Origin of the sequence: Shewanella sp. 10N.7 (assembly GCF_020806285.1) — a bacterium.
Taxonomy (GTDB): domain Bacteria; phylum Pseudomonadota; class Gammaproteobacteria; order Enterobacterales; family Shewanellaceae; genus Shewanella; species Shewanella electrodiphila.
Window position 1 is genome coordinate 60,927 of the sequence record NZ_JAJGZS010000008.1, and the last position, 25,916, is coordinate 86,842.

Consider the following 25,916-nt stretch of genomic DNA (forward strand, 5'->3'; position numbering starts at 1 on the left):
GTGTTTATAGTATTTTTATCATTTTGGTTTAATCCAAAACCAACCAAGACTATAAACAGCAAGGGTTGCACATTTGTTAAGATTCAATTACATATCGATACAGTGCTCTCGAATAAGTCTTTAGTATTAATGAAGAAAACAAGTCAAATTAAGGCACAAAAAAACCGCTCAAATGAGCGGCTTTTAATGTTGGAATGCCTTACATATTAACATCAACAATATAGTGGCCTTGCAGCCAGTTACGGCCAATCAGTAGCTTGTACGTCATCTTACTGCGATCACGTAGGTTAACATCAACTTTGAATTCTTCACCGGGTTCGCCGATTGTTAATGTCACCATGTAGCGGATCTCACTCCCCTGTGCATTACGAATTAAAGAAGTGCTATGAATACGGGCTGTGACATCTACCGTTTCATTTTTTTCATTCATTGTTGTAAATGTCACATCTTTACCAACATTATTATCCATGTTGGTTTTATCTTCATCTTTAATTCTTAAATTTACGGCATGCAGTGAGTTTTCTACTGCACCAGTATCGATACGAGTATCAAATATCAAACCAGACTCGACAATACTGATCCCAGCAGTTGGTCCAATAAATTTCTTTTCTGATACGTCAACCACATAGCGGCTCTTTAACCAATTGCGACCAATCAGTAATTTATAGTCCATTGTGGTTCTATTTTTTAAATTTACTTTGACCTTACGGGTGCTTTCGCCAAAGGTAATAGGTAATTTAACCGCGTAACGGGTTTCAGTGCCTTGAGAGTTACTCACCGTTGACACGCCGACAATTTCAGCAGTAATTTTTTCTTGCTCGCCTTTCTCATTGAAAGTCGTGAAAGACACATTTTTACCTATGTTGTCTTTCATTTTTTTCGCACTGCCACCTTCGACGTTAATATCTAGAGCATGCAATGACGAGTTAACTGCGCCTGTATCCATTCGTGCTTCAAATACAACTCCATTTTGACTAACTGACATCATTTCAGTTTGGCCTAGTACTTCTTTCTCAGCCGCCATACTTGAAAATGAAATACAACAAATGAAGGTAGCATTAATGATTGTTTTGAACATGCAAAAGTCCTGAAAGTAAGATGAGTTAAAGTTTTATAATGAAATTATCTAAGGATTTGTTCGATTTCTTTATCAAACAAGTTTTTGATCAAACCAGAAAACTCTGTGATAAACACACTTTGATCTGGCGTTGCATTATGGCTTGCAACACTAGCTAAAATCTCTTCAAGATCATAGACAATAGCATCAATTTCACGAATGACTTTATTGCGCTGAGCAAATGATAGGTTTGGATTCTGGCCACAAACCATAATGATTTGGGCTGATAGTTGGTCTTCGAATAATTCCATTATTGTTTGGCTATTTATACTGTTATCTTCTGATGCTTCAAACAGCCCTAAATGCTCAGTTAAATATTGAATTAAATGAATGTAACCATCTTTATCAGTGACCATTATGTCCCCTGTATACGTGGCTTTTGAACTGCAAAAGCCACTCGTTAATTTTCTAAATAAGCAACATCGTCAGTTATTGGGATAGAGTCAAAACAAAAGAGACTGGAACAGCTAAACTAATGCTGCTTAATCCTGCGACTTCACGGAGCTTATTGACCCCTTCAACAAGATCAAAATCATTTGCTTGAATAATGACAGGAGCCATACTGCTCACCACCATTTTTTTATCCGATAACTTAGCGACTAAAACATCAAATGTTATTTGACGACTTTTACCGTGTAACTCTATTGTGCCATCAATTTGTGTAACTAATGTTGAACCTACGCTCAAATCAGCCAATAATTTAGGATTAACGACTGCTGATAACCCAAGTTCTGGAAATTTAGCCACTTCAAATAACATGGTTTGCATTCGTTCATCACGAATTTCAACACCCGTGTCAACGCTGACCAAATCAATCGATAAATTAAACGCACCCTCTGGCGTTAGACTACCACTTACTTTTTTAAAGTCATGAACTTCAGCAATATCGCCTTTCTTAATTGAGATAAAACTGACTTTCGAGTGTCCCTGTTTAACTTGCCAGTCGGCTGCAAAGCTCGCCGCAGACATCAAAGAAGTAGACAGTAACGCAATGGGTAACACTTTGAGCCATTTTTTCATCATTAATCCCTTTTGTGAATAAAAACAGTTAAATTATAGATTAAAATTAATTAACTCGTAGGCTATCCAAACGTTGAGTTAATTCAATCTTGCTACATTAGCAGCTAAAAGTCATAAATACATAGATAACACTGACTATAAACGACTTAGCCATTTATCAAGTGCCTGTGCAAAAGCATGTTTGTCTGCTTGCGAAAAGCTATTTGGCCCAGCAGTATGCACACCACTACTTCTTAGCTCTTCCATAAAATCACGCATGGTTAAGCGCTGCTTTATATTATCAACCGTATAGATATCGCCACGAGGGTTAAACACCATCGCACCTTTTTCAATCGCATCTGAAGCCAGCGGAATATCCCCAGTAATCACTAAGTCACCGTCTTTTAATTGCTCAACAATATAATTGTCAGCTTCATCAAAACCTGAGCTTACTCTGACGACGGAAATATTAGGTGAAGCAGGCACTCTAATAAGCTGATTAGCCACCAAAATTAACGGCACCGATTTTCTATCGGCAGCACGAAAAAGCATTTCTTTAACGGGGTTGGGACATGCATCGGCATCGACCCAGATTGTTTTACTCATTACATTATCTCAGCAAATTAAATTTGTTACGTCATTAACGCCACTTACGGCGCTAATCGATCAATATTCCAGCCCGAGGGATTCTTTTGATAAACAAAGCGGTCATGTAACCTACGCTCTCCGCCTTGCCAAAACTCAATACTTTCAGGTTTGATGCGGTAGCCACCCCAGAATTTAGGCAGTGGTACTTCGCCCTTGGCAAATTTATTTTTCATCTCATTAAATTTGCCTTCTAGTGCTTGGCGAGCACTGATTTTACTCGATTGTTTTGACACCCACGCGGCTATTTGGCTGTCTTTGGGGCGACTCATAAAGTACTTAGTCACTTCCATCATAGATAATGGTTCTGCTTCACCCGTTACCGCCACTTGTCTTTCTAGCGGATGCCATGGAAACAGTAGGCTGGTCTTGGCATTTTGCGCTAGGTGTATCGCTTTGCGGCTTTCTAAATTAGTGAAGAAAACAAAGCCATCATCATCAAACTTTTTGAGTAACACGATACGCTGAAAAGGTTGCCCATGTTCATCTACTGTTGCAACACACATTGCAGTAGGGTCGGTCAACTCTGCTTGTTTCGCTTGCTCAATCCATTGGGTAAACAAATCCATTGGGTTTTCAGGCAAATCGTTACGGCGTAATCCACCTTGAGTATATTCTCGGCGGATATCAGTTAAATCATTCATTTAGATACCTCTTTAATTACTGTCATTATACTCACAGTTGCTGATATATGATCATGACATTGCTGATAATTATGCTTATAAGCATTAATTGCAAAAAGTAGGCATAAAAAAACCAACGATAACCGTTGGTTTTCAAATAAGGTCAGTAAGTAAACTTACTTTTTAACTAAACCTTTGCCTTCTGCCCACACATGAAGCAACTCAAGACCTAAGGTCGCACCTGCAAGCGCCGTAATATCCGCTGAATCATAAGCTGGGGCGACTTCGACAACATCCATACCCACGATATTCATGCCACGAAGACCACGGATGATTTTCATGGCTTTGTCACTGGTTAAGCCACCACAAACTGGCGTACCAGTACCTGGTGCATAGGCAGGATCGAGACAATCAATATCAAAGGTCACGTATAGTGGCATATCACCAACACGCTGCTTAATTTGTTCTACAATTTGCGCCGCAGTTAGATCGTTGGCTGTGGCTGCATCAATCACTTTAAAAGCATGGTCTGCGGTATTGTATTCAGTTCGAATACCAACTTGAATTGAATTTTCAGGTGCAATTAAGCCTTCATTCGGCGCATGAAAAAACATCGTACCATGATCATACTTGCTACCTTGGCTATAAGTATCTGTGTGCGCATCAAAGTGCAACAAAGCCATTTTGCCGTACTTTTTATAATGCGCGCGTAATAAAGGTAAAGTAACAAAATGATCTCCACCAAAGCTTAATAATGCTTTGTCACTATCAAGTATACGGGTTGCAAACCCTTCAAGCCGTGTAGTGAAATCTTCTTGATCACCACAATCAAACACTAAATCACCCGCATCAACGATATTGATAGTCTCGCTGATTGAAAAATCCCACGGCCAGCGTGTTTCTTCCCATGCAAGGTTTACTGATGCACGACGAATAGCATCAGGCCCCATACGACCGCCCGAGCGTCCCGTTGTTGCCATATCAAACGGTAGTCCAATAACAACGACATCTGCATCCGTTTCAGTCGGCTTAAAGTTAAGCGGCTGACGTAAGTAACCAAACGCATTGGAATACAATGAATAATCTGCTTTTTCAGCAAAAGTGCTCATACAACTCTCCGTAAAGGCGAAACGCCAATAACTACAAATATTCTGGTATCAGCACTTCATGACAAAGTTGCTGATAGTGACTAAAGTTAACCTCGTACCCTTGCTCAGTCGCAAGCGAGCAACTCCCCAAACACAAATGTGCAGGGAACCCGTCAGTATTTTTAGCCGAATTAAAACCAATCACATCCCAGCTACCAGGATTAAGACTGCTCAATAGCCTTGCGTAAATATCAACCGGATGCTCCGATAGGTTTACATTGGTTTCTAAACTCACATAGGAGCTTTTTTCCTGAGGGGTAATATGAATCGTGAAATACTCTTGGCCTTTAATACCATTAATTGAATAACCAAAAGGTTCAAACAAAAAGTCGTCCACGATGAAATCAGGAAACAGTTCCGCCAATTGCAATAATTCACGAATGCCTTGTGCTGATTGATTCATGCCACGCAAATAATCAGCTGCATCGCCGTTAATATGGTACATCAACAATTCATTGGTCGTATCAGCAGCTGGCGCAATAAACGGCTTTTTGGTACTAAACATATAATGATGATGTGAATCTAAGTGGCCAATTCGGTATGCATTACCAGTTATCGTTTGACGGATTTTTTTCAAATCATCTTGAAATGAACTTGATTGCAAGTGCGACAAATATTCATTTTTACGTTGATAACTGGCAAAACCAATCGCCTCTTCACCCACACTCTCAATAAATGACATCACAGCGTCAGCAAGTGTCGTTGTGCCACAAGTCAGCATCACAAAGCGGTCATCCCACACGAACAAGCTGGACTCACTTAATAAGTAGGCATCACAAAACTCATTACTGACTGAGGATAATATTTCAGCATTAGCGCAGGCGACAATGTCAGCCCAAAATGGCTGTCCAAAGCTGCGCAATTTTTGAGATGAGTCAGCTAATATGACTTCAATCTTTTTTTCAGAACCTTCAAAAAACATATTTTAAACCTAAAAACGCAGAGTAATGTGCATTACTCTGCTGACACTCTTTTTACGAAAAATCTTCTAAATAGGTGTAACCCTTTAGACCTAACTGTAACTCTTCCAATATTGAGGTTCTTTCTTCTTCTGCAATATGCTGGTTGACTAACTCTTCGTAGGTGCGCATAAACGCAACGGCATCCAAGTTAACGTATCGCAGCACATCAGCAACGGTGTCACCCGCTAATACTGATTCAATATTCGGTAAACCATTTTCTTCAACACGAACCACTGCCGAATTAGTATCACCAAATAAGTTGTGCATATCGCCTAAGATTTCTTGATAAGCACCAACCATGAAAAAGCCAATTAAATAAGGACTTTCTGGTGTCCATGCAGGTACTGGCAAGGTCGTTTCGATGCCTTGTCCATCAACGTACTGATCGACGATACCATCTGAATCACAGGTGATATCTAACATTACCGCACGTCTTTCTGGTGGCTTATCAAGGCCGCTTAACGGCAATACAGGGAACACTTGATCAATACCCCAAGCATCAGGAATTGATTGGAATAATGAAAAGTTAACGAAAAACTTATCCGCAAGTTTCTCATTTAATTCATCAATAATCGGTCGATGGAATCGATTGTTATTACTTAATAAGCTTTTTAATGCATGACAAACTCGCAAGTTTGTTTGCTCAGCCCATGCGCGCTGCATTAGAGTCAGCTGGCCTACAGAAAACAATGAATGCGCTTCAGCAATATCGCTTTGAGTATCATGATAGATTTCAATGATAGCGCGATTATCTGGGCGCTCACTCATATCCGTCCACGACATCCACATATTGTGTAATAGCTGTGGCGCGTCTTCTTCTGGCGGCTGAATATCTTCTGGGTAATAGGACTCAGTACCAATCACATCGGTAATTAATACCGCATGATGCGCTGTTAAATGACGGCCAGACTCTGAAATAATACGTGGCATAGGCTGTTCGTATTCATTACAAATATCACCAAGCACACTGACGATGTTATTAGCATATTCAGTTAAGCCGTAGTTCATCGAGTTGTTACTTTGGCTTCGAGTACCGTCATAATCAACTGCGAGTCCACCACCGACATCAAAGGTATCGATTAACGCGCCTAACTTTCGTAATTCACAGTAAAAACGCCCTGCTTCGCTCACACCTTGGCGGATATCGCGAATGTTGGCGATTTGCGAGCCTAAATGGAAGTGAATCAATTGCAAAGAACTCATCATATCGAGCTCTTTTAATTCATTCAGTACTTTCAAGACTTGCGCAGCTGATAAACCAAATTTTGATTTTTCACCGCCACTGGCTTGCCATTTCCCTTTACCCTGGAAGGCTAAACGAGTACGTAAACCCAGTCTTGGGGTCACGCCAAGCTCTTTAGACTCTTGCAAAATTAGCTTAAGTTCAGAAATTTTTTCGATAACGATATAAACTTTATGACCCAGTTTTTCACCAATCAGTGCTAAACGAACATATTCTTTATCTTTATAGCCGTTACATACAATCACTGAACTGGCTTTTTGCGCCATAGCCAGTACTGCCATTAATTCAGGTTTACTGCCTGCTTCTAAACCTAACTGAGGTACTTCTTTAGACTTTTGACTGGCTAATATTTCTTCAACAACGGTCTGCTGCTGGTTAACCTTAATAGGATAAACCAACAAATAATCATTCTGATATTCGTACTTTTGAATAGCTTCATTGAATGCATCACATAAGTTTTCGACTCTGCGATGTAAAATCTGCGGGAAACGCACAAGCACTGGTAATGCAACACCAGCTTTCACCATATCTTTGGCAAGTTCATTCAAACCAATCGTACAGTCAGGTTTACTTGGGTCTGGTGTCACTGTGACTTCACCCGTGTCATCAATACCAAAATATTGCTGACTCCAATGGGTTACGTTATAGCTTGAACGTGCGTTTTCGATAGACCAATCTTTCATATTCTTCATTCCGTCTATTCAGCAGATTATGCAGTCACGCTTTGGGCGTTTTTCACTGCAACTTCTACAAATGCGGGCAATGCAAAGCTTGCCATGTGTAAAGCAGGCGTATAGTAACGAGTGCTGATATTAGCCTGTTCAAAACGTTGCTTTAATGTCGTTATATCAATTTCACGGGCTGTTTCATCATTGGTTGCCCATGCAAACGCCATCGTGCCACCAATGTAAGTAGGTACTGCAGCATTATAAAACCAACAGTCCTTCACATATGGCGTCATACGACGCACTGTATCTTGTAACTCTTCAGGCTGCATAAATGCCACGCCATTTTGGGCAACAAAAATGCCTTTTTCAGTTAAGCAGCGAATGCAATTTTCATAAAATGCAGAACTGAATAATACCTCACCAGGTCCGACTGGATCGGTGCAGTCAGAAATAATCACATCAAACTGCTGCTGGCAATGTTCAATAAAGTGCATTCCATCATCGATAACCAAATTCACACGAGCATCTTCAAATGCGCCTTGTGAATGTTGTGGGAAATAGGTTTTACACATTTCGACCACATTAGCATCGATTTCAACCATAGTAACCTGCTCTATAGATTGATGTTTTAATACCTGTCTTAACATTCCGCCATCACCGCCTCCAATGATAAGTACCTTTTTAGCACTGCCATGGGCAAGGATCGGAACGTGAGTCATCATTTCATGATAAACAAATTCATCTTTTTCTGTTGTTTGAATAGCACCATTTAATGCCATTACTCGGCCAAAATTAGTATTTTCAAAAATACTTAAATGCCATTGCTCTGTTTTTTGTTCAAACAAAACTTGTTCAACTTCAAAGTACTGACCATAACCAGCATGTAAAGTTTCGTAATAAATATTTGATTTGTTTAGCATGTTAAAAGTCCAACACTGCCACAAAATTCGATGACCTTCGCAGCGTAGATATAAGTTAAAAAGGTGAACAAATAATGGCTAACCCTTATCATGAGCCTAGGTTCATGAATGAGTGAAATTCAATTTCAAAGGATTATAATTAACGCATTTATTGTTCGCACTACCTTGATAAATGAAGATAAGTCTCAAGCTTATCGCACGTCAAGATAATCTGCTGTTTTTTCAACCTCAACAAACCTTTATAAAAAGCACTTGGTTCAATTAAAAAAGCGGCGCAATTAAACCCTGCAAACAATGATAATGCAAGGGTGAAAAAGCAATTTTAGTATAAATTTAATTCATTATTTTAGTGCAACAGAAAAGTTATGTTTTTTTTGTTAAAAACCAAATAGTTCCCTCAAAGAAATTATGCCTATTTTGTGCATATCATTAACTTAAAATTTCTAATCTGTGTTTTATTGAGTTTAGTTTATGAACGCAAGTTACAACTACAGCTATTACGTATATAATTATCCTGTTTTCTCCTTATCTTTAGTTAAATAGAGCCGCAAATGATACAAATCGGAAAGAATCACTCCCTAGAAGTCGTAAAACAAGTCAGTTTTGGCGTTTATGTGAATGCGCAAGAGTTAGGACAAGTACTATTACCTAATAAGTTTGTCCCTAAAAACTGCCAAGTTGGCGATATGGTTGATGTATTTCTTTATCTTGATTCTGAAGATATTGTGATTGCCACCACTCAAAAGCCCTATGTACAAGTGGGTGAGTTTGCTTACCTAAAAGCCATCGCAACTGGTCCATTTGGTGCCTTTTTAGATTGGGGCTTAGACAAAGACTTGCTATTACCTTTCGGCGAACAGCACAGAAGCATTGAAGAAGGTAAATCTTACTTGGTTTATGTTCATCCTAACCATGTTGATGAGCGTATTATGGCTTCATCTAAAGTCGATAAGTTTTTAGATAAAACACCTGCTGAGTATGAAGCTGGACAAGAAGTCGATTTAATTATCGGCGGCAGTACAGACTTAGGCTTTAAAGCCATTATCAACAATGCCCATTGGGGTGTTTTGTTCCAAAATGAAGTATTCCAGCGTTTAAGTTTTGGCCAATCAATTAAAGGCTATATTAAACAAGTGCGTGAAGACGGCAAAGTTGATTTGATTTTACAAAAAGCTGGTCAACAAAACTTAGATAAAAATGCTGAAACAATCATTAATAAATTACACCGTGCGGGTGGCTTTTTACCATTAAATGATAAGACTGATTCAGCGATCATTTATGACCAATTAGCCATGAGCAAAAAAGCGTTTAAGCGCAGTATTGGTGGTTTATTTAAAGGTGGCCAAATCAGTATCGAAGATGATGGCATTAGATTGCTTAAATAAGCTACAGATAAACTGAATTATTTGATAAAAAGCATGGTTCTGTTATAACAAACCATGCTTTTTTATTTGGAGTAATTTATGGAACTTAGCAATCAAGAAGCCCGCATCATCGGCTGTTTATTAGAAAAAGAAATTACTACCCCCGAACAGTATCCCCTTTCCATTAACTCCCTGACCATGGCATGTAATCAAAAAAGCAGCCGTGAACCTGTGATGAGCTTGTCTGAACAAGAAACACAATCACTCATAGATGACCTCACCAAGAAAAGACTGATCAGCGAGCAAACAGGCTTCGGCAGCCGCGTGGTTAAATACAAGCACCGCTTTTGTAATACCGAATTTAGTGACCTTCAATTTTCAAATGAACAACTTGCCATTATCATTGTATTACTGCTTCGCGGACCTCAAACTCCTGGTGAGCTTAAAACCCGCTGCAATCGATTACATGAATTTGATGGGCCGCAGCAAGTAGAAGCGGCACTGCAATCTTTAGCATCAAGAGATGAGCCACTAGTCGTACAATTGCCGCGTGAAGCCAATCGCCGAGATTGCCGTTATGCTCAATTATTTTCTGATAAACAGTATTTTGAGCAAGGCATTACTTCATTTGACTTAACTGCTGCTCCAGTAGTTAAACCTGCGAGTAATGAAGCAACACATGCCCTACTTGAAAGAGTTGATGCATTAGAATCTCAAGTGAGTGATTTAACCCAGCGTTTAGCCGAACTTGAACAACTGCTAGATTAATCATTAAAGTCAGAGTTAACACTGACTTAACAAAAATTAATCTTCATCTGGTTCGCTATCAAGTATGATGGCGAACACATCACCGTTTTCTCAAGGATATTTTTTACTTATGGACGCATCTCCTCGGTCTTCCTCACTTCGTCAAACTTGGCTTATTGCCAGTTATGAACTGAGTAAGCGATTCACTAATACCAAAGGTATTGCGGCGTTAATCGCCTTCTCATTACTCTGGGCAATTATTTTGTTATACCCAGTGCAAAGTGCCTCAGTCTATATGTTAGAACCTGGCTTTAAAGAGCTTGTACAAAGTATCTATGGCCCTGATGCACTCGGCCAACTTTTTAGCTGGAAGGTCGCTGAGTTTGCCGTTTTTTGGTGTATTGCACTGTATGTGTTCCCAATGTTCAGCATTTTTATCACTGCAGATCAATTCAGTTCTGATAAACAACGTGGCTCATTTAGATTTCTTACCTTAAGAGTCAGTCGTGATAGTATTTTCTTCGGTCGCTTCTTAGGTCAAATGCTCATACAAGGGTGTTTGCTGTTATTAACTATTATTGCCACCATCTTGATGGTACTCACTAGAGATGCTGGATTATTTACCGATGCCTTATTAAGTGGTTTTTCAGTATTTATCAATGTCTTTATCGCACTGCTACCTTATACCGCAGTTATGGCTGTTTTATCTTGGTATGCAAATAGCGCACGACAAGCGAGTATTTATGCCGTGATCTTATGGGCGGTGAGTGGCATTTTAATCATGATCATCAATAGCCAATTACCTGCTATGTCATTTTTAAGTTGGGTACTACCTGGTTCGCAATTATCATTAATGATAAATACGCAAGGGTTAAGCTCATTGATGTATGCACCCATTCCTCTCATTCAAACACTTGCTGTATTAATAGCAGGTCGCATTTACATGCAACGGAGTGCACTATGAAGCTAATTACATGTGAAGGTGTATCTAAGCAATACGGTACTAAAGCGGCCCTTTCTAATATCAATCTGTCATTAGATACCGGCGCGCCTATCGCCCTTGTCGGCCCTAATGGCGCAGGTAAAACCACGTTATTTAGCTTGCTATGTGGCTTTATTCACCCGAGTTCTGGTGAGATCTCTATTTTAGGTGAAAAACCTGGCAGCCAGAAATTACAAAACGTAGTCTCTGCTTTACCGCAAGATGCGGCGCTAGAACCTAACTTTACTATCGTGTCGCAACTGACATTTTTTGGAAAGTTACAGGGCATGAACGGCAAAAAGGCAAAACAAGAAGCCCTACGAGTGCTGGAATTAGTGGATTTATCCGCCTCAGCTTTAATGTTACCTAAAAGCTTAAGCCATGGCATGAGTAAACGTGTTTCTATCGCTCAAGCGCTCATGGGATCGCCTAAATTAGTCTTGTTAGATGAACCCACAGCGGGACTTGATCCTGCTAATGCCAAAAAAATCCGTCAAATCGTAAAGGATTTATCAGCAACCACCACATTCGTCATCAGTTCACACAATTTAGAAGAACTAGAAAAGCTCTGTGATCAGGTGCTTTATTTAGAACAAGGGCAATTGCAGCAATCAGTTTCAATGAAAGCTGATGCAGAAACAGCCTTTTTGACTCTGACGATGCAGCAATCTGATATCGCACTATTGAGTGATAAAGTAAGAAGCATGCCTAACATCATCAATGTCAAAGTCAGTGATGACGAACAAATCATTATCGAGCATCATTTTGATACTAGCTTTAACCTTGAAACGGCATTACTCACACTATTTAGTGAACATGGCTGGCAATATAAAGCCATCATGAAAGGGAGAAGCTTGGAAGAAACTCTTTTTTCTAGCTAGATAAACTCTGCATCAAGTCACTAAGCCCAGTATTAAGTACTGGGCTTTTTGTTTACAGGCGAGTTATTTTCAGGCTAATTATTTTCAAGCTGGTTATTTTCAGATTGGTTTTGATCAGACTAGCTATCATCTGGCTAGTTATTGAACCAACATCCAACTTAAACCACAAACCACAAACCACAAAGTAAAAGTAAAAGTAAAAGTAAAAAGTCACCTACTCATTATTCATATCGTATACATTCCCTACTTAGGCAAAACTGCAGCCAAAACGCCATCGCTAATCTAAACGCTCAAGTCATAGGCATAAGTCTTAGTCATTTCTGAACAGCCATTGGCACATCTCATAGCGCACATCACCGCTCATAGCTCATAGCTCATAGCTCATAGCTCATAGCTCATAGCTCATAGCTCATAGCTCACCAGTAAAATAAAACTAACTTTGAGCAAAGTAAGTACTTAGAAAAAGTTTAAATGACCTTCGACTCAGCAAAAATAATCTGAGATAGATACACGTGAACGACGAAAAATGATAGTGGATAGCTTTGAGACTGAGAGGCTTTGAGGCTTTGAGGTTTTGAGGTTTTGAGGTTTTGAGGTTTTGAGGTTTTGAGGCTTTGAGGCTTTGAGGCTTTGAGGCTTTGAGGCTTTGAGGCTTTGGCAAGAAGAAGTTAAGAATAGAGGTAAAATGGAGATAGATAGATAAATAATTAATTTTACGCAAAAAAAAACTGTAGTCAAAGACTACAGTTTTATTTAATTATCTAGCCGAAGCTAGGAATAATTAAACTACAGTTACGTTCTCAGCTTGAGGTCCTTTCTGACCTTGAGTAACAGTGAACTGAACTTTTTGACCTTCGTCAAGAGTTTTGAAACCGTCTGAGTTGATTGCACGGAAGTGAACGAATACGTCTGGACCAGACTCTTGCTCGATAAATCCGAAACCTTTGTCAGAGTTGAACCACTTAACAACACCAGTAACTTGAGACATGATATAAATCCTGTATATAAAAAATAAAGCCTTAACGGCGGTAGAGCTGAAAATGCCGGTTTTACTTATGTTCACAGGACGAAACTGGTCGTATTGAAACACATAAACTAAGCCCAACCTTCAAGCCCGATAGATTATGAACCTTTCTACGGGGATGTCAACTAACATCAACATTTTAATTCAATTAGTTATTACCACGCTTAAAATTCGCGAATAAGATAACGGTTTAAAACTAAATATCAGATTCAAAAAGTAAAATAGCAAATTTAGATGACAAATCAATTACGTTGATGAATTTCAATACTAAAGTCTAACTCGCAGCTAAGTCCTTGTTCTGCAATTTGAGCCTTTTGCTCTTGGGTCAATTTCCACGCATAAGGCGTCATATTCAAAAAGTGTTCAATATCAATAGGGTCTGATAACACTAGTGGGTACTGCAACCTTTCTTGATGAAGACAAGTAAAGCCATCAAGCTCAGCTTTAGCCTCTTCATGGGGTTTTGGCTCACTATAAATGATCTTTTTCATTGCAAAGTGATGCATGGGACCAGGAGAAACCGTGATTAATACACCGTCTTTTTTTATCACTCGTTGCAGTTCATCAATTTTTGAAGGCGCGTAAATTCGCATCGCTAAATCGAATATTGCATCCGCAAAAGGCATTTCATAGGCACTTGCGACACAAAAATCTAATTCAGAATATCGTTTAGAAGCGTATTTAATCGCTGATTTAGAAATGTCTAACCCTTGCAAGTGACACTGAGCACCTTCGTCTTCATATGCACTTTCAGTTGTTTTAGCGCTTTGCTGCATTGCTTTGAATAAACGATGACTGTAATAGCCTTCTCCGCAACCTATGTCTAAGATTTTTTGAGCATCAGGGCTAAATTGAACAGCCAGCTGATTAACTCTGTCACTGAGTTTTTGGTAATAACCTTTATTCAGAAACTCACGACGGGCAAACATCATGGTTTTATTATCACCGGGATCTTTAGAGTTTTTCTTTTGAACAGGTAGCAAGTTGACATAGCCCTCTTTGGCACAATCAAACTGGTGGCGGTTCTCACACTGCCAAGATTTTGCGTTAAGTGTTAAACGAGAACGGCATATTGGACAAATATATTGCATCAAATAACTCTAATAGGAATGATTAAAGAAGTGTGCGTCTCATTGTTTTAAGATTAATGAGACCCAAATAAAAGGATTTTACGCAATGAACGTGGAAATGTCAGGTATCTTCAGTGAGCTTATCAACCATTAAGCTGACATCGGCTGGTGCAAGTAAGCTAAAACATTCTAATTTTCGTTGTAAGTCTTCCACATCCTTTGAAAGCTCATTAGCTGCTGATGCATAATTGGTTCTCTGTTGAGACTGGCTATAGGTTCTTAATAACCATTGCTGCTTATGATTTAACAAATTATCTAGCTTAAGTAGCTGAGCTGCAATAATCGCATGCACTTTGTTGCGTTCTTCCGCAAGGTACAGATTAATATCTGCCCGCACCTGCTCAATTTCACTGATATTAATTGCTAAGTTTTCAGGAGACTCTTCATAGTCGAAATTTCTCGCTAAAATGGCTTTTGCCATCATCAACTCTTTCGGCTCTTGGTTTAAGCGCAAATCGCTCTCTAGATTGATTGATTCACAAACAGACTGTAAATAGCCTATGTTTATCTGCTTTTGAGGTGTGCCTTCAGCAGTGAAAGATAAACCAATGCCTTTTCTTAATAACTCAGCTGATATTCTTGGTGCAACTCCCACTCTGGCATATAAACGAAAGCCTTGGCCAAATGTACGCTTAAATTCAGCTTTTTCGGGCTGTTCAACAATCTGTGAGTCAACCTGTGAATCAATCTGCGAATTAATGACATCGACTTTAAAAAATGGCTGACAAGTCAAAATAAAGCTAGAACACTGCTCATCTTCTGACTCGCAAATGATAATCTCGGCTAAGGGCTGGCTTAATGCTGGTAATAAAATAAAATCACTAACGTCATCAGCAAGCGCAATTAACAGGGTTTGTCCTTGATTAATTTGATACTTAACTGGTTGACTAAATAAATGATTATACATACTGACTCCTGTGATACTTTTCAGAGTGTAACCAGCTAATTCGATTACGTCACCCTATTAAAAAGCATTCAATCAGTTTTGTAGCCTGTAAACATTACTAATTAACAGTGTTAAGATATTTATAATTCAAAATTAGGATACCGCGATATTATGGCAAGTGCTTTTCAACCCACTCTTTTCTGGCACGATTACGAAACTTTTGGCGTCAGCCCAGCAAAAGATCGCCCTTCACAGTTTGCAGGTATTCGTACTGATTTAGATCTTAATATTATTGGCGAGCCTGAGAATTTTTATTGCAAACAATCAACAGATTACTTGCCATCACCTGAAGCTATTTTAGTTACAGGTATTACACCTCAGTTAGCCAATCAAAAAGGCATGGCTGAAACTGAGTTTATGGGCCGTATCAATAGCATTTTTACCCAACCTAACACCTGTGTTGTTGGCTACAACTCTTTACGGTTTGATGATGAAGTAAGTCGTTATGGCTTTTATCGTAATTTTATCGACCCTTATGCCCGCGAATGGCAAAACGGTAATAGCCGTTGGGACATCATTGATTTAGTCAGAGCTTGCTATGCCTTTAGACCAGAAGGCATTAACTGGCCTCTCAAAGAGGATGGCTCGCCAAGCTTCAGGTTAGAAGAGTTAACCAAAGCTAATGGCTTAAGCCATGAACAAGCTCATGATGCCATGAGTGACGTGTATGCCACTATTTCGATGGCAAAGTTAATTAAAGAAAAACAGCCAAAATTATATGAGTATTATTTTGGTTTACGTAATAAGAAAAAGGTCGCAGAGCTTATTCAAGGTGACTTTATGCAGCCCTTGGTTCACGTTAGCTCGAAAATCAGTGCGGCAAATGGCTGTGTCACATTAATCGCCCCTGTTGCGCCGCATCCAACCAATAAAAACTCAATGTTATGTGTGAACTTAGCAATGGACTTAACCCCATTAATCACGCTTTCAGTAGAGGACATAGTCCAGCGAATGTACACTCCGCGCAGTGAACTCGCACCGGATGAGTTACCTATTCCACTTAAGCAAATCCATTTAAACAAATGCCCATTTATTGGTACACCTAAGTTACTCACTGAACAAGTCGCTGAGCGTCATCAGTTTGATATGGAATTTGCACGCTCACAATATAAGTTGTTTAAGCAACACCCAGAGTTACGTGAAAAATTACAGGCGGTGTTTGAAGTTAATGATCACCCAGCAGCAACAGACCCTGATTTAATGCTTTATAGCGGCGGCTTTTTTAGTCATGCCGATAAAGGCAAAATGGAAATGATCCGCAATACCAAGCCAGAAAACCTTGCCGCGCTGCAACTTGATTTTGAAGATGAGCGTTTAGGACAAATGTTTTTCCGCTATCGTGCGCGTAATTACCCTGAAACCTTGAATCATGACGAATCACTTATTTGGCGAGAATTCTGTCAACAACGCTTGTCTGATGCTGATTATGTGATTAATCTCGAAAACTTATTGGAAGAAACCAGCGAGAATGAGCACAAGCAGAAGTTATTAAAAGCGCTTTGTTTATACTTGCAATCACTTTAAGTGTTGCAATAAGTAACTTACATTGCACTTATCGTTAAATAAAAGGAATTGCTCATGCAAAACCGTTTCATTGATAGCATCACCCAACTACCTAAGCCGGTAGCCACAGCCTTAATCCCATTACTCAATGAAGATTTTTGCGGTCATATCGATGCCAGTCAACTGGCAACACTGGTAAAAGCCAGTGACATGACAGAAGAAGCTTTACTATTAAGCTTGTTACCCATCGCTGCAGCGCTAGCTAAACCTAGCATCAGTGAATTCTATGTGGGCGCGATCGCCAAAGGGGAAAGCGGTGATATTTATATGGGGGCAAATTTTGAACTAGCCTCTGAAGCGCTATTTCATACCGTTCACGCAGAGCAAAGTGCCATTAGCCATGCATGGTTAAATGGCGAACAAAAGATTGTTGATATCGTGGTTAACTTCAGCCCTTGTGGCCATTGCCGTCAATTTATTAATGAATTAGTTAGCGGCATTGATATTAAGATTCACTTACCAGGCCAGCAGCCACAATTGCTTGCTCATTATCTGCCTTATGCCTTTGGGCCAAAAGATTTACAAGTGACTAAACCTTTATTGTCTAAAAGCAATATTGAATTTAGCTTGAATTCAGACGACCCAATGATCATTGAGGCGGTTGACCAAGCTGGGCTAAGTTATGCGCCCTACACTAAAAACTTTGCCGCTGTGGTTATTGAAACCAAAGACGGTAGAACCTATTGCGGACGCTATGCAGAAAATGCGGCATTCAACCCTTCAATGATGCCAATGCAAATGGCACTGTCGAATTTAATTCGTCACGATCGTGACTACAGCGATATTAACCGTGTAGTGTTAATTGAGTCATCGGCAGGGAAAGTAAGCTTGGTGAATGCGACAATGGACACTTTACAAGCTGTTGCAGCAGTAGAGCTTGAGCACATCGTCGTAGACCCAAGTTAGGCAACACTTTTTACACATAAATTAAACTAAAGCTAGTTTAAGGTTAAAAGCTAAAAGCGCATTGGTTTATAGCAATGCGCTTTTTTCATTCAAAATCGTAACTACTGATTTGTACATTAATTAAATTAGCCAATATGGCCATATTGATTACGAATTTAATTGCACAAACGCTGTAATTCCTTACACTCTTCGTTTTCCTTTTAAGATAATCCATACATGCCTGATTTAGCCATATTAGCGGTATTTATACCGACCTTCTTTTTTGTCTCAATTACACCTGGTATGTGCATGACTTTAGCCATGACACTCGGGATGAGTATTGGTGTTAGGCGCACTCTATGGATGATGTTAGGAGAACTCGTTGGTGTCGCATTAGTGGCCATTGCTGCAGTCATGGGTGTTGCCAGTGTCATGTTAAATTACCCAGACGCTTTCGCTATTTTAAAATGGATTGGTGGCGCATATCTCGCTTACATCGGCATCAACATGTGGCGTTCAAAAGGTAAAATGGCCATTGTTGAAGGCCAACAAACCGACTCATCAATCAGTAATTATGCACTTATCTCACAAGGCTTTGTGACCGCGATTGCCAATCCTAAAGGCTGGGCTTTCATGATTTCATTACTGCCACCTTTTATCAGCGTCGATAAAGCCGTTGCCCCACAATTATTTTGGCTGCTATCAATCATTATGCTCACTGAAAGTGTATCAATGCTTGCCTATGCAAGTGGCGGTAAAAGCCTGCGCATGTTCTTATCACGCGGTGACAACATTAAGTTAATGAACCGTATTGCAGGCAGCTTGATGATTGGTGTGGGCTTTTGGCTTGCGCTGGGATAACGTTGTAAATAATCACGACAATTACTGGTTTTAAATTTAGACTACAAAAGTGATAAAAAGAGAAATAGAGAAATCAATGTCTAGAGTGAAGCTTACTGGCTATATACAATTTCCGCACAACACCACTGCAAACGAATTAGCAGATGTCCGTTTTGAGTTAGTAAATCACACCCAACTCACCTTGAATGAAGAAGGTTGTATCAGTTTTAGTGTCACTCAAAGTACCGTAAATGACTTAAGATTTGATGTTAATGAGGAGTTTGTCAATAAAGCCGCATTCGAATTTCATCAACAACGAGTCCAGCAATCAAACTGGTTCACAGTAAGTCAAACTGCGACTCGTCATTATACGATTATAGACAGTTAATCTTTTATGCGGCCTGTTGATAATACGGCTTGACGCAGTTTCTACCGCTCTCTTTAGCAACATATAAAGCTTTGTCTGCTCGAATAAGTAAGTCTTTTAATTCGGTGGTGCTTTGAGTCTTATCAGCAAGGCCAAAACTGGCTGTACAGGTTAACTTGCTTGATTCTGATAGGTTAATTTTACACGCTTCAATGTGTTCTCTCATCCGCTCAGCCACTTTTTCAGCATCTTGTATCGACGTATTTGGCATCGCCACAATAAACTCTTCACCACCAATTCGGGCACATAGATCATTTTCACGGCACAACTTTTTAATCGTGCTGGTCACTTCAATTAAACATTTATCTCCAACTAAATGGCCATGTTGATCATTAATTTTCTTGAAAAAATCCAAGTCTAACAAGACTAATGTAAAAGGGAGTTTTTTCTCTACGGCATCATCAAACAAACTTTTACCTTCTGTAAAAAAGTGGTGTCGGTTAGCGAGTTGGGTTAACGAATCTGTGGAGGCTTGTAATATCAATTGCTTTTCATTCTTATCGATTTGTTTAGCAAAAATGTACAACACAAAAATGACTTCTAACATGGTGAAAAATACCACTGATTGATACAACATGTGATTCATTTGATCTGATAGCTGTATTAAAGGCGCATCATTGGGCGTGTTTTCACAATAGAAAAACAAGACTAACGCCGTCAAACTTAAGCTCACCTGCTCTAGTCTTTCACGCAACTCAAATAAAAGAAATGCCCCGGTCGGAACCAGGAAATAATACAAATGAAATCCGCTAGCATTCGTCACGTAGACATTAGTACACACCAACAGGTGAAGCATTAGCACACTAAAAAACCATATTTTAGCCAGTCTAGAATGATGCGCAGCCGTAAATGCAATTGTGCACAGATATGCAATGGTAAAACCAAGATTGATAAAGCCTACAAGGGTGTTTTGAAGTAATAAAATATAATTTAATGAATAAAGCAAAGAAATAACGACCGTGATTAAGCCGATTATATTCATTGTTCTCGTGCGATTAGCAGATGAAAAAGACTGTTTACTGGTGCCCAGGTTTATAATTTTTTTTAGATTCATACGGGTAACTAAGTAAGTTAACGACTTGTAAACTTTAGCACGTTTATTCTGTCTATTCTAAAAAGACTGGTTCTGAAAATAAACAGCTTATTATAAAATCTATGTGGAACTGTTGGCTAGCCACTTCTTTAAAATTAGAATTCTTGAAAGTTAAAACTCTTGAAAGTAAGGAATCTTAATAGTTAGGAATCTTGAAAGTTAAAAGTTTTGAAATTAGTGGTGATGCCAAGTCATTAACTTTAATCGCGAAGATTAGGGTTTTATTCATTCATCGCTTTTTTAATTTAGTGTCTAGGGTAAGAATTGATTTAGTGCCTAGGGATAAGACACTTTATTGTAAATTGTCCTTTTCTTTGTAGGGCAGCTTGCAAGCTAAATCCTGCATATATTGCTTTATATGTTGCTGTTCTTGCTGGCAGTAATGATAAATCGCTTTTCTGAACTCGTCATGTGCAACTTCGTGGTTTGAATAGGTTTCAACAGGCTCAAAACCCCGTGCTACTTTGTGTTCACCTTGAGCGCCGGCATCGAAGACGGTTAATCCATGATGAATAGCATACTCAATGCCTTGGTAATAACAGGTTTCAAAATGCAAGCCATCGACTTCCTCTAAACAGCCCCAATATCTACCATAAAGGTGGGTATTGGACACAAAGTATAATGCTGATGCTATAAGGTTATTTTGATCGTTGGTCACTAATAACAACCTAACTTGCCTGCCCATTGAACTGGCGATTTGACTAAAAAAGTCAGCATTTAAATAGCCTGTATGACCTGAGCGTTTTAGGTAAGTTTGCTGGTAGCAATGCACAAAACCTTGCCATTGTTCTTTGCTTGCCTTGTCGCCATCAATAAAGTCATAGTTAAAATACGCCACAGCTTTACGTTCTTTTTTAATGGCTTTTCTTTTTCTAGAGACTAACTGCGCTAAAAAGCCGTCAAAGTGCGGGTACTGTTTGTTTTGCCAATGAAACTGCGTACCTAATCTCGAAATTGTTGAATGGCTTAAATGCTTGAAATCATTTTGAGGTAAAAATAAACAATGCCAGGATGAGAACTGCTCACTTTTTATTGTTTGATTTAAAAAATGAGTGATTCTATTCAGTACGACTTCACGACTCACCTCTGATATCGACGAAATCATACCTATACGTTGACCCGAAACTGGCGTAAAAGGAATTGCAGCTACGAGCTTAGGATAGTACTCAAGCCCGTTGCGCTCATAAGCTTCAGCCCATGCCCAATCAAACACATACTCCCCCCATGAATGGGATTTTTCATAACAAGGTAAAATAGCAATAACATCACTATTAGAGGTAATCACAAGATGTTGTGGGCGCCAACCAGAGTCACTACACACACTCAAACTTTGTTCTAATGCCAATAAATACTCGAATTGAGTAAACGGATTATCGTCAGTAAACACACGACTCCATTTTGATTTACCGATACTTGCAACTGAATCATAAAAATTAAGTTGGATATCTTCACTCAAAAACTCTGACATATTTCCTCAAAAAGCGGCATTAGATATTGTGTATTAGATCATACTTATGGCACATTGCAACCTATCAATGAATTTACAAAGGACTGAAAGTGGGTATTTTTTCTCAGTTTAAACCTATCGCTATTTCCACCAGCATTGCCATTGCACTCAGTTTAACTGCTGCATCTACAACCAGCGTCAGTGCTGCTAACGAGCAATCTATTTTCAGTCGCGCTGCCACAGCTCAACCCATTTGGGCTAAAAATGGCATGGTTGCCAGTCAAGAATCACTTGCAACCCGCATTGGTGTCGATATTCTCAAACAAGGTGGTAATGCTGTTGATGCTGCCGTTGCTGTAGGTTTTGCACTGTCGGTCACCCTTCCTCGAGCCGGTAATATCGGTGGTGGTGGTTTCATGATGGTACATTTAGCTGAAACCAATAAAACCATTGCTATCGATTATCGTGAAACGGCGCCAGCAAAGGCACATAAAGATATTTTTTTAGACGAAAAAGGCAATGCAAACCCTAAATTAAGCCGTGAACATGGCCTCGCTGTGGGGGTGCCTGGTACGGTAATGGGCTTAGAACTCGCGCTAACAAAATATGGCACTATGAGTCTTAAAGATGTCATTAAACCCGCCATCGGGTTAGCTAATGACGGTATTGTCATTAATTCAGATTTGGCAGATTCATTAGATGGCTTAAAGCGCCGCATCTCTCAATGGCCAAGTTCCGCTGAAATATTTTACAAAAAAAATGGTGACAGCTTTTCGGTTAACGACAAGCTGGTGCAAACTGACTTAGGGCATTCTTTATCACTGATTGCAAAGCACGGCAGTAAAGGGTTTTATCAGGGCGAAACAGCTGAGAAAATTGTGAGCGCGATTAATCTAGCGGGCGGGATTATGAGCCTAGATGACCTAAAAAATTATACCGTCGTTGAACGAGAGCCCGTTCGCGGCAGCTATCGAGGTTATGAAGTCGTTTCTATGCCACCTCCTTCATCAGGCGGTATTCACATCATTGAAATGCTCAATGTGCTAGAAAACTACCCAATTCAAAAGCTTGGTCATAACACTGCACAAACTTTGCATTTAATGACAGAAACGATGAAACATGCCTATGCAGACAGAAGTGAATATTTGGGTGATCCAGATTTTAATCCTGTGCCAATTGCTGCATTAACTAGTCAAAAATACGCAGACACCATTGCAAAACAAATCGCTTTTAATAAAGCCACTCCGAGTGCTGAAATAAAAGCTGGCGATATTGCGCCTTATGAAAGCGATCAAACCACCCATTATTCTGTTGTCGATCAATGGGGAAATGCGGTTTCAAATACTTACACCCTAAACTTCAGCTATGGCTCAGGCCTAGTGGCTGCTGGCACAGGTATCTTACTTAATAACGAAATGGATGACTTTTCAGCAAAGCCTGGCTCGCCTAACGGTTATGGGCTGATTGGCGGTGAAGCAAATTCAGTTCAAGGGAATAAACGACCTTTAAGCTCTATGAGTCCTACCATTGTGATGAAGGATGGAAAACCATTTCTTATCACTGGCAGCCCTGGTGGTTCTAGAATTATCACCACCACGCTGCAAGTCATCATGAATGTCATCGATCACCAATTGAATGTGGCAGAAGCGACTGCAGCGCCGAGAATTCATCATCAATGGCTACCAGATTATATAGGCGTTGAAACCAGCCTTAATGATGACACCATTACCTTACTTGAATCTAAAGGACACAAAGTGAAAAGATCCAGTGCCATGGGAAGCACTCAGTCAATATTAATTAATGAACATGGTATTTATGGCGCTTCAGATCCAAGGCGCGCAGGTTCAGAGACTCATGGGCATTAAAGTGTTATTAATCTGAAGGGGTTAAACACACTTTCTGATTAGATATGTTGCGGTAGATAAATTGAGTAATGAGTAATGGTTAATCGTTAAATTGATTAATCGTTAAATTTATCTACCCTTCAATTTTACCACCATCACACTATTTCAAACACTCTTGTTTCCCTCAATTGCTTTGACAATGTTAAACACTAGCGTTTAACACAATCACTCAAACTTCCCTCCTTTGAATAAATAAACCGCACCTGCCGCAATAAATAGAAATCATTTTCATTTACAAGTGTAAATATTTACCATTTAGTTACATTCAATAAATATTAAGTCGGATATTCCATTTAAAGTTTACAAACTAATTGCCGATACTGTTATTACAGGAACATACGATATACATGAACATCAATTAAAATACACACCAATAACATCGATTAACATTAGCAATAAGATTACTCTTGAAGAGCAAATAACTGCAGACAATTAATTGACGATGACGTTAATTTGACACCGATTGGTAGCAAGTAATAATTAAAGTAAAAATACATTTATATTTTTTATTTAATTAATAAAACCCTTTGAGTTAACGAACAGCGTAAGCTATTGATAATAGAATTATTAACTATAAAACAGCATAAAAAATTTATAAGATACTAAAAGTAGCAATTTTTTTAGCGAAAAAACATACTATCATATGCATACAAGTACACAAAAAATCAACATTCGCGTAAACTTTTAACCAGTAGGATCAATTTTTGATGAAGTTAAACAGCTTAAAAATAAAGCATCGGATCGCTTTATTAACAGTCGTTGCTATTTCTTCGTTTGTTATATCTTTAGTTATTAACAATCAAAGTGTGCAACAAAATGCTGAAAGACTAAATGGACTTCAATCTCAACTATATCCAGTGTTAAATTTGGCCACTATTAATAAAGGCTTACTTTTACAACTTGATCAAAATATCCAGTCAGCTGTGACAACGGGTGAAGAAGAAAATTTGGTTACCGCTGAAAATATGGTTATCCAAATAAATAACAACTTAAACTCTGTTAAATCTTTATTAGCATCTGAAGCCAATGATGCAAATAAAATGCAACGTGATTTGAATGTTTATTATGACAATGCAAAATTATTGGTTGCTGAATTTCTAAAAGATGATGTCGACTTTAACAACATAAAGCGCCAAGCGGCTGATAACGCAAAACGTTATGAGCAACTCATTGAAATTTTTGATGAAAAACAAGTGCAATACTCACAAGAATTCGAATCAAGTATCCAAACAACTCTTGAAAGCTCAGATAGTGCAGCTAACTTTATGCTCACTATTGGGATTGCAGCTGCGGCATTTCTCATTGTGGTCGGCTTTCTGGTTAACCGTTCAATCATTGTCACCATTCAAAATGTCACTGACTCTTTACAAAACATTTCTGAAGGCGAAGGCGATTTACGATCTCGTATCGATTATCAAGGTAAAGACGAAATTGCCACCTTAGTACATTGGTTTAATCAATTCGTATCAAAACTTCAGGTTTCGATTGCTGATACAAAAAATACCACTGATAGCTTAAGTTCAGTATCACATACCCTACTGGATAGCTGTAAAAACAGTGAAGTCACTGTTCAACAACAAAATGAGTCAGTTGAACAGATTTCGCACGCCATGCGTGAAATGTTTGTCAGTGTGGCACACATTGCTGAATATGCCGCAAATGCGGCATCAGAAGCTGATAATGCTAACAATGAAGCACAGCAAGGCCAAGAAACCGTTGCTCAAGCCATTACGACCATCAAAAAGCTAGCAGAAGAAGTGCAAAGAACGGCCGTAGTTGTCAATCAACTTGAAGCCTTTACCAGTAACGTAAACGACATACTCGATACCATTCGTGGTATTGCAGATCAAACCAATTTACTCGCATTGAACGCAGCTATTGAGGCGGCTCGTGCAGGTGAACAAGGACGAGGCTTTGCGGTTGTGGCCGACGAAGTAAGAACACTTGCTTCTCGTACACAAGCCTCAACGCAAGAAATTCAGCAAGTATTGCAAGAGCTTCGCTCTACGTCTACCCAAGCGGTTGATGCAATGCAACGTGGAATAGAAACCGCTGAAGAAGGTGTTAAAACCACTTCATTAGCAGGGGATGCATTAATCAATATCACCAGCAAGGTCAGTGCAATTACGGTCGTTAATGATCAGATTGCCGCTGCAACTGAAGAGCAACACAACACTTCAGAGCTTATTCAGCAGTACATTGCCGATATTGAAACCAATGCCGCTAAAGTAAAAATGACCACGGATGAAATGGGCGGGATCAGTTATGACATCGAAGGAGTGAGTCAACAACTTCAAAAAATAACCGGTCAATTTAAAGTCTAAAAATTAAAAATATTAAGTCGATACAACGAATATC

General features: G+C 39.2%; 24 protein-coding genes. 10 read left to right on the forward strand and 14 right to left on the reverse strand.

Translation table 11 applies throughout. The annotated features are described in order from the left end of the window. Positions 1–199: 199 nt before the first annotated feature. The 9 genes from LMH66_RS06895 to speE all read right to left on the reverse strand — a co-directional run bounded on the left by LMH66_RS06895 (position 200) and on the right by speE (position 8,325). On the reverse strand, positions 200–1,078 hold the full coding sequence (locus tag LMH66_RS06895) for a RimK/LysX family protein (RefSeq protein ID WP_102527958.1): 879 nt from the start codon (positions 1,076–1,078) through the stop codon (positions 200–202). Between the two features lie 44 nt (positions 1,079–1,122). Continuing rightward, on the reverse strand, positions 1,123–1,473 hold the full coding sequence (locus LMH66_RS06900; RefSeq protein WP_229369038.1) for a DUF3802 family protein: 351 nt from the start codon (positions 1,471–1,473) through the stop codon (positions 1,123–1,125). A gap of 73 nt (positions 1,474–1,546) precedes the next feature. Beyond that, on the reverse strand, positions 1,547–2,137 hold the full coding sequence (locus tag LMH66_RS06905) for a YceI family protein (protein ID WP_198589560.1): 591 nt from the start codon (positions 2,135–2,137) through the stop codon (positions 1,547–1,549). Between the two features lie 135 nt (positions 2,138–2,272). Then, positions 2,273–2,722 carry a YaiI/YqxD family protein gene (locus LMH66_RS06910; RefSeq protein ID WP_102527961.1) on the reverse strand — a complete coding sequence of 150 codons (450 nt, stop codon included), beginning with the start codon at positions 2,720–2,722 and terminating at the stop codon, positions 2,273–2,275. 44 nt (positions 2,723–2,766) lie between these two features. Next, complete coding sequence (gene pdxH / locus LMH66_RS06915; protein ID WP_102527962.1) at positions 2,767–3,405, reverse strand: pyridoxamine 5'-phosphate oxidase; 639 nt, start codon at positions 3,403–3,405, stop codon at positions 2,767–2,769. Between the two features lie 155 nt (positions 3,406–3,560). Beyond that, positions 3,561–4,493, reverse strand: coding sequence for an agmatinase (gene speB, locus LMH66_RS06920; RefSeq protein WP_102527963.1), 933 nt, complete (start codon positions 4,491–4,493; stop codon positions 3,561–3,563). Positions 4,494–4,524: 31 nt separating this feature from the next. Then, entirely contained in the window at positions 4,525–5,454 is a 930-nt protein-coding gene (locus LMH66_RS06925) for an S-adenosylmethionine decarboxylase proenzyme (protein ID WP_229369039.1), read from the reverse strand. Positions 5,455–5,506: 52 nt separating this feature from the next. After that, positions 5,507–7,420: a biosynthetic arginine decarboxylase gene (gene speA, locus LMH66_RS06930; protein ID WP_102527965.1), complete on the reverse strand. Its 1,914-nt coding sequence runs from the start codon at positions 7,418–7,420 to the stop codon at positions 5,507–5,509. Between the two features lie 26 nt (positions 7,421–7,446). Further along, a complete protein-coding gene (gene speE, locus LMH66_RS06935; protein ID WP_229369040.1) occupies positions 7,447–8,325 on the reverse strand; it encodes a polyamine aminopropyltransferase in 879 nt (292 codons plus the stop codon). Between the two features lie 551 nt (positions 8,326–8,876). Here speE and LMH66_RS06940 point away from each other — a divergent pair. The 4 genes from LMH66_RS06940 to LMH66_RS06955 all read left to right on the forward strand — a co-directional run bounded on the left by LMH66_RS06940 (position 8,877) and on the right by LMH66_RS06955 (position 12,299). Continuing rightward, positions 8,877–9,710: a S1 RNA-binding domain-containing protein gene (locus tag LMH66_RS06940; RefSeq protein ID WP_229369041.1), complete on the forward strand. Its 834-nt coding sequence runs from the start codon at positions 8,877–8,879 to the stop codon at positions 9,708–9,710. Between the two features lie 78 nt (positions 9,711–9,788). After that, positions 9,789–10,457, forward strand: coding sequence for a YceH family protein (locus tag LMH66_RS06945; RefSeq protein ID WP_229369042.1), 669 nt, complete (start codon positions 9,789–9,791; stop codon positions 10,455–10,457). Between the two features lie 109 nt (positions 10,458–10,566). Then, a complete protein-coding gene (locus LMH66_RS06950) occupies positions 10,567–11,400 on the forward strand; it encodes an ABC transporter permease (RefSeq protein ID WP_229369043.1) in 834 nt (277 codons plus the stop codon). Next, a complete protein-coding gene (locus LMH66_RS06955) occupies positions 11,397–12,299 on the forward strand; it encodes an ABC transporter ATP-binding protein (protein ID WP_229369044.1) in 903 nt (300 codons plus the stop codon). The genes LMH66_RS06950 and LMH66_RS06955 overlap by 4 nt, the downstream gene beginning before the upstream one ends. A gap of 781 nt (positions 12,300–13,080) precedes the next feature. Here LMH66_RS06955 and LMH66_RS06960 read toward each other — a convergent pair. From LMH66_RS06960 to LMH66_RS06970, 3 genes are all read right to left on the reverse strand, one after another. Further along, the gene (locus LMH66_RS06960; protein WP_012155714.1) at positions 13,081–13,287 is read right to left on the reverse strand and encodes a cold-shock protein; all 207 of its coding nucleotides are present in this window, start codon (positions 13,285–13,287) and stop codon (positions 13,081–13,083) included. A gap of 278 nt (positions 13,288–13,565) precedes the next feature. After that, complete coding sequence (gene rlmA / locus LMH66_RS06965) at positions 13,566–14,414, reverse strand: 23S rRNA (guanine(745)-N(1))-methyltransferase (RefSeq protein ID WP_229369045.1); 849 nt, start codon at positions 14,412–14,414, stop codon at positions 13,566–13,568. 100 nt (positions 14,415–14,514) lie between these two features. Further along, positions 14,515–15,360: a hypothetical protein gene (locus LMH66_RS06970; protein WP_229369046.1), complete on the reverse strand. Its 846-nt coding sequence runs from the start codon at positions 15,358–15,360 to the stop codon at positions 14,515–14,517. Positions 15,361–15,510: 150 nt separating this feature from the next. Here LMH66_RS06970 and sbcB point away from each other — a divergent pair, with 150 nt between their 5' ends. The 4 genes from sbcB (at position 15,511) to LMH66_RS06990 (ending at position 19,075) form a co-directional block, all read left to right on the forward strand. Next, positions 15,511–16,923 (forward strand): exodeoxyribonuclease I, encoded by a 1,413-nt coding sequence (sbcB, locus tag LMH66_RS06975; RefSeq protein WP_229369047.1) that lies wholly within the window; start codon positions 15,511–15,513, stop codon positions 16,921–16,923. 54 nt (positions 16,924–16,977) lie between these two features. Beyond that, positions 16,978–17,868, forward strand: coding sequence for a cytidine deaminase (cdd, locus tag LMH66_RS06980; RefSeq protein ID WP_229369048.1), 891 nt, complete (start codon positions 16,978–16,980; stop codon positions 17,866–17,868). A 216-nt stretch (positions 17,869–18,084) separates the two neighbouring features. Continuing rightward, the gene (locus LMH66_RS06985) at positions 18,085–18,708 is read left to right on the forward strand and encodes a LysE family translocator (protein ID WP_229369049.1); all 624 of its coding nucleotides are present in this window, start codon (positions 18,085–18,087) and stop codon (positions 18,706–18,708) included. Between the two features lie 76 nt (positions 18,709–18,784). Next, positions 18,785–19,075 (forward strand): putative quinol monooxygenase, encoded by a 291-nt coding sequence (locus LMH66_RS06990; protein WP_229369050.1) that lies wholly within the window; start codon positions 18,785–18,787, stop codon positions 19,073–19,075. Positions 19,076–19,079: 4 nt separating this feature from the next. Here LMH66_RS06990 and LMH66_RS20470 read toward each other — a convergent pair whose 3' ends face one another. Next, the gene (locus LMH66_RS20470; protein ID WP_324295162.1) at positions 19,080–20,168 is read right to left on the reverse strand and encodes a GGDEF domain-containing protein; all 1,089 of its coding nucleotides are present in this window, start codon (positions 20,166–20,168) and stop codon (positions 19,080–19,082) included. A 331-nt stretch (positions 20,169–20,499) separates the two neighbouring features. Continuing rightward, positions 20,500–21,675 carry a GNAT family N-acetyltransferase gene (locus LMH66_RS07000; protein ID WP_229369052.1) on the reverse strand — a complete coding sequence of 392 codons (1,176 nt, stop codon included), beginning with the start codon at positions 21,673–21,675 and terminating at the stop codon, positions 20,500–20,502. An 89-nt stretch (positions 21,676–21,764) separates the two neighbouring features. On the opposite strand from LMH66_RS07000, the gene ggt reads away from it, so the two are divergent. Both ggt and LMH66_RS07010 read left to right on the forward strand, forming a co-directional pair. Further along, positions 21,765–23,519: a gamma-glutamyltransferase gene (ggt, locus tag LMH66_RS07005; protein ID WP_229369053.1), complete on the forward strand. Its 1,755-nt coding sequence runs from the start codon at positions 21,765–21,767 to the stop codon at positions 23,517–23,519. Between the two features lie 746 nt (positions 23,520–24,265). Beyond that, complete coding sequence (locus LMH66_RS07010; RefSeq protein ID WP_229369054.1) at positions 24,266–25,882, forward strand: methyl-accepting chemotaxis protein; 1,617 nt, start codon at positions 24,266–24,268, stop codon at positions 25,880–25,882. Positions 25,883–25,916 lie beyond the last annotated feature (34 nt).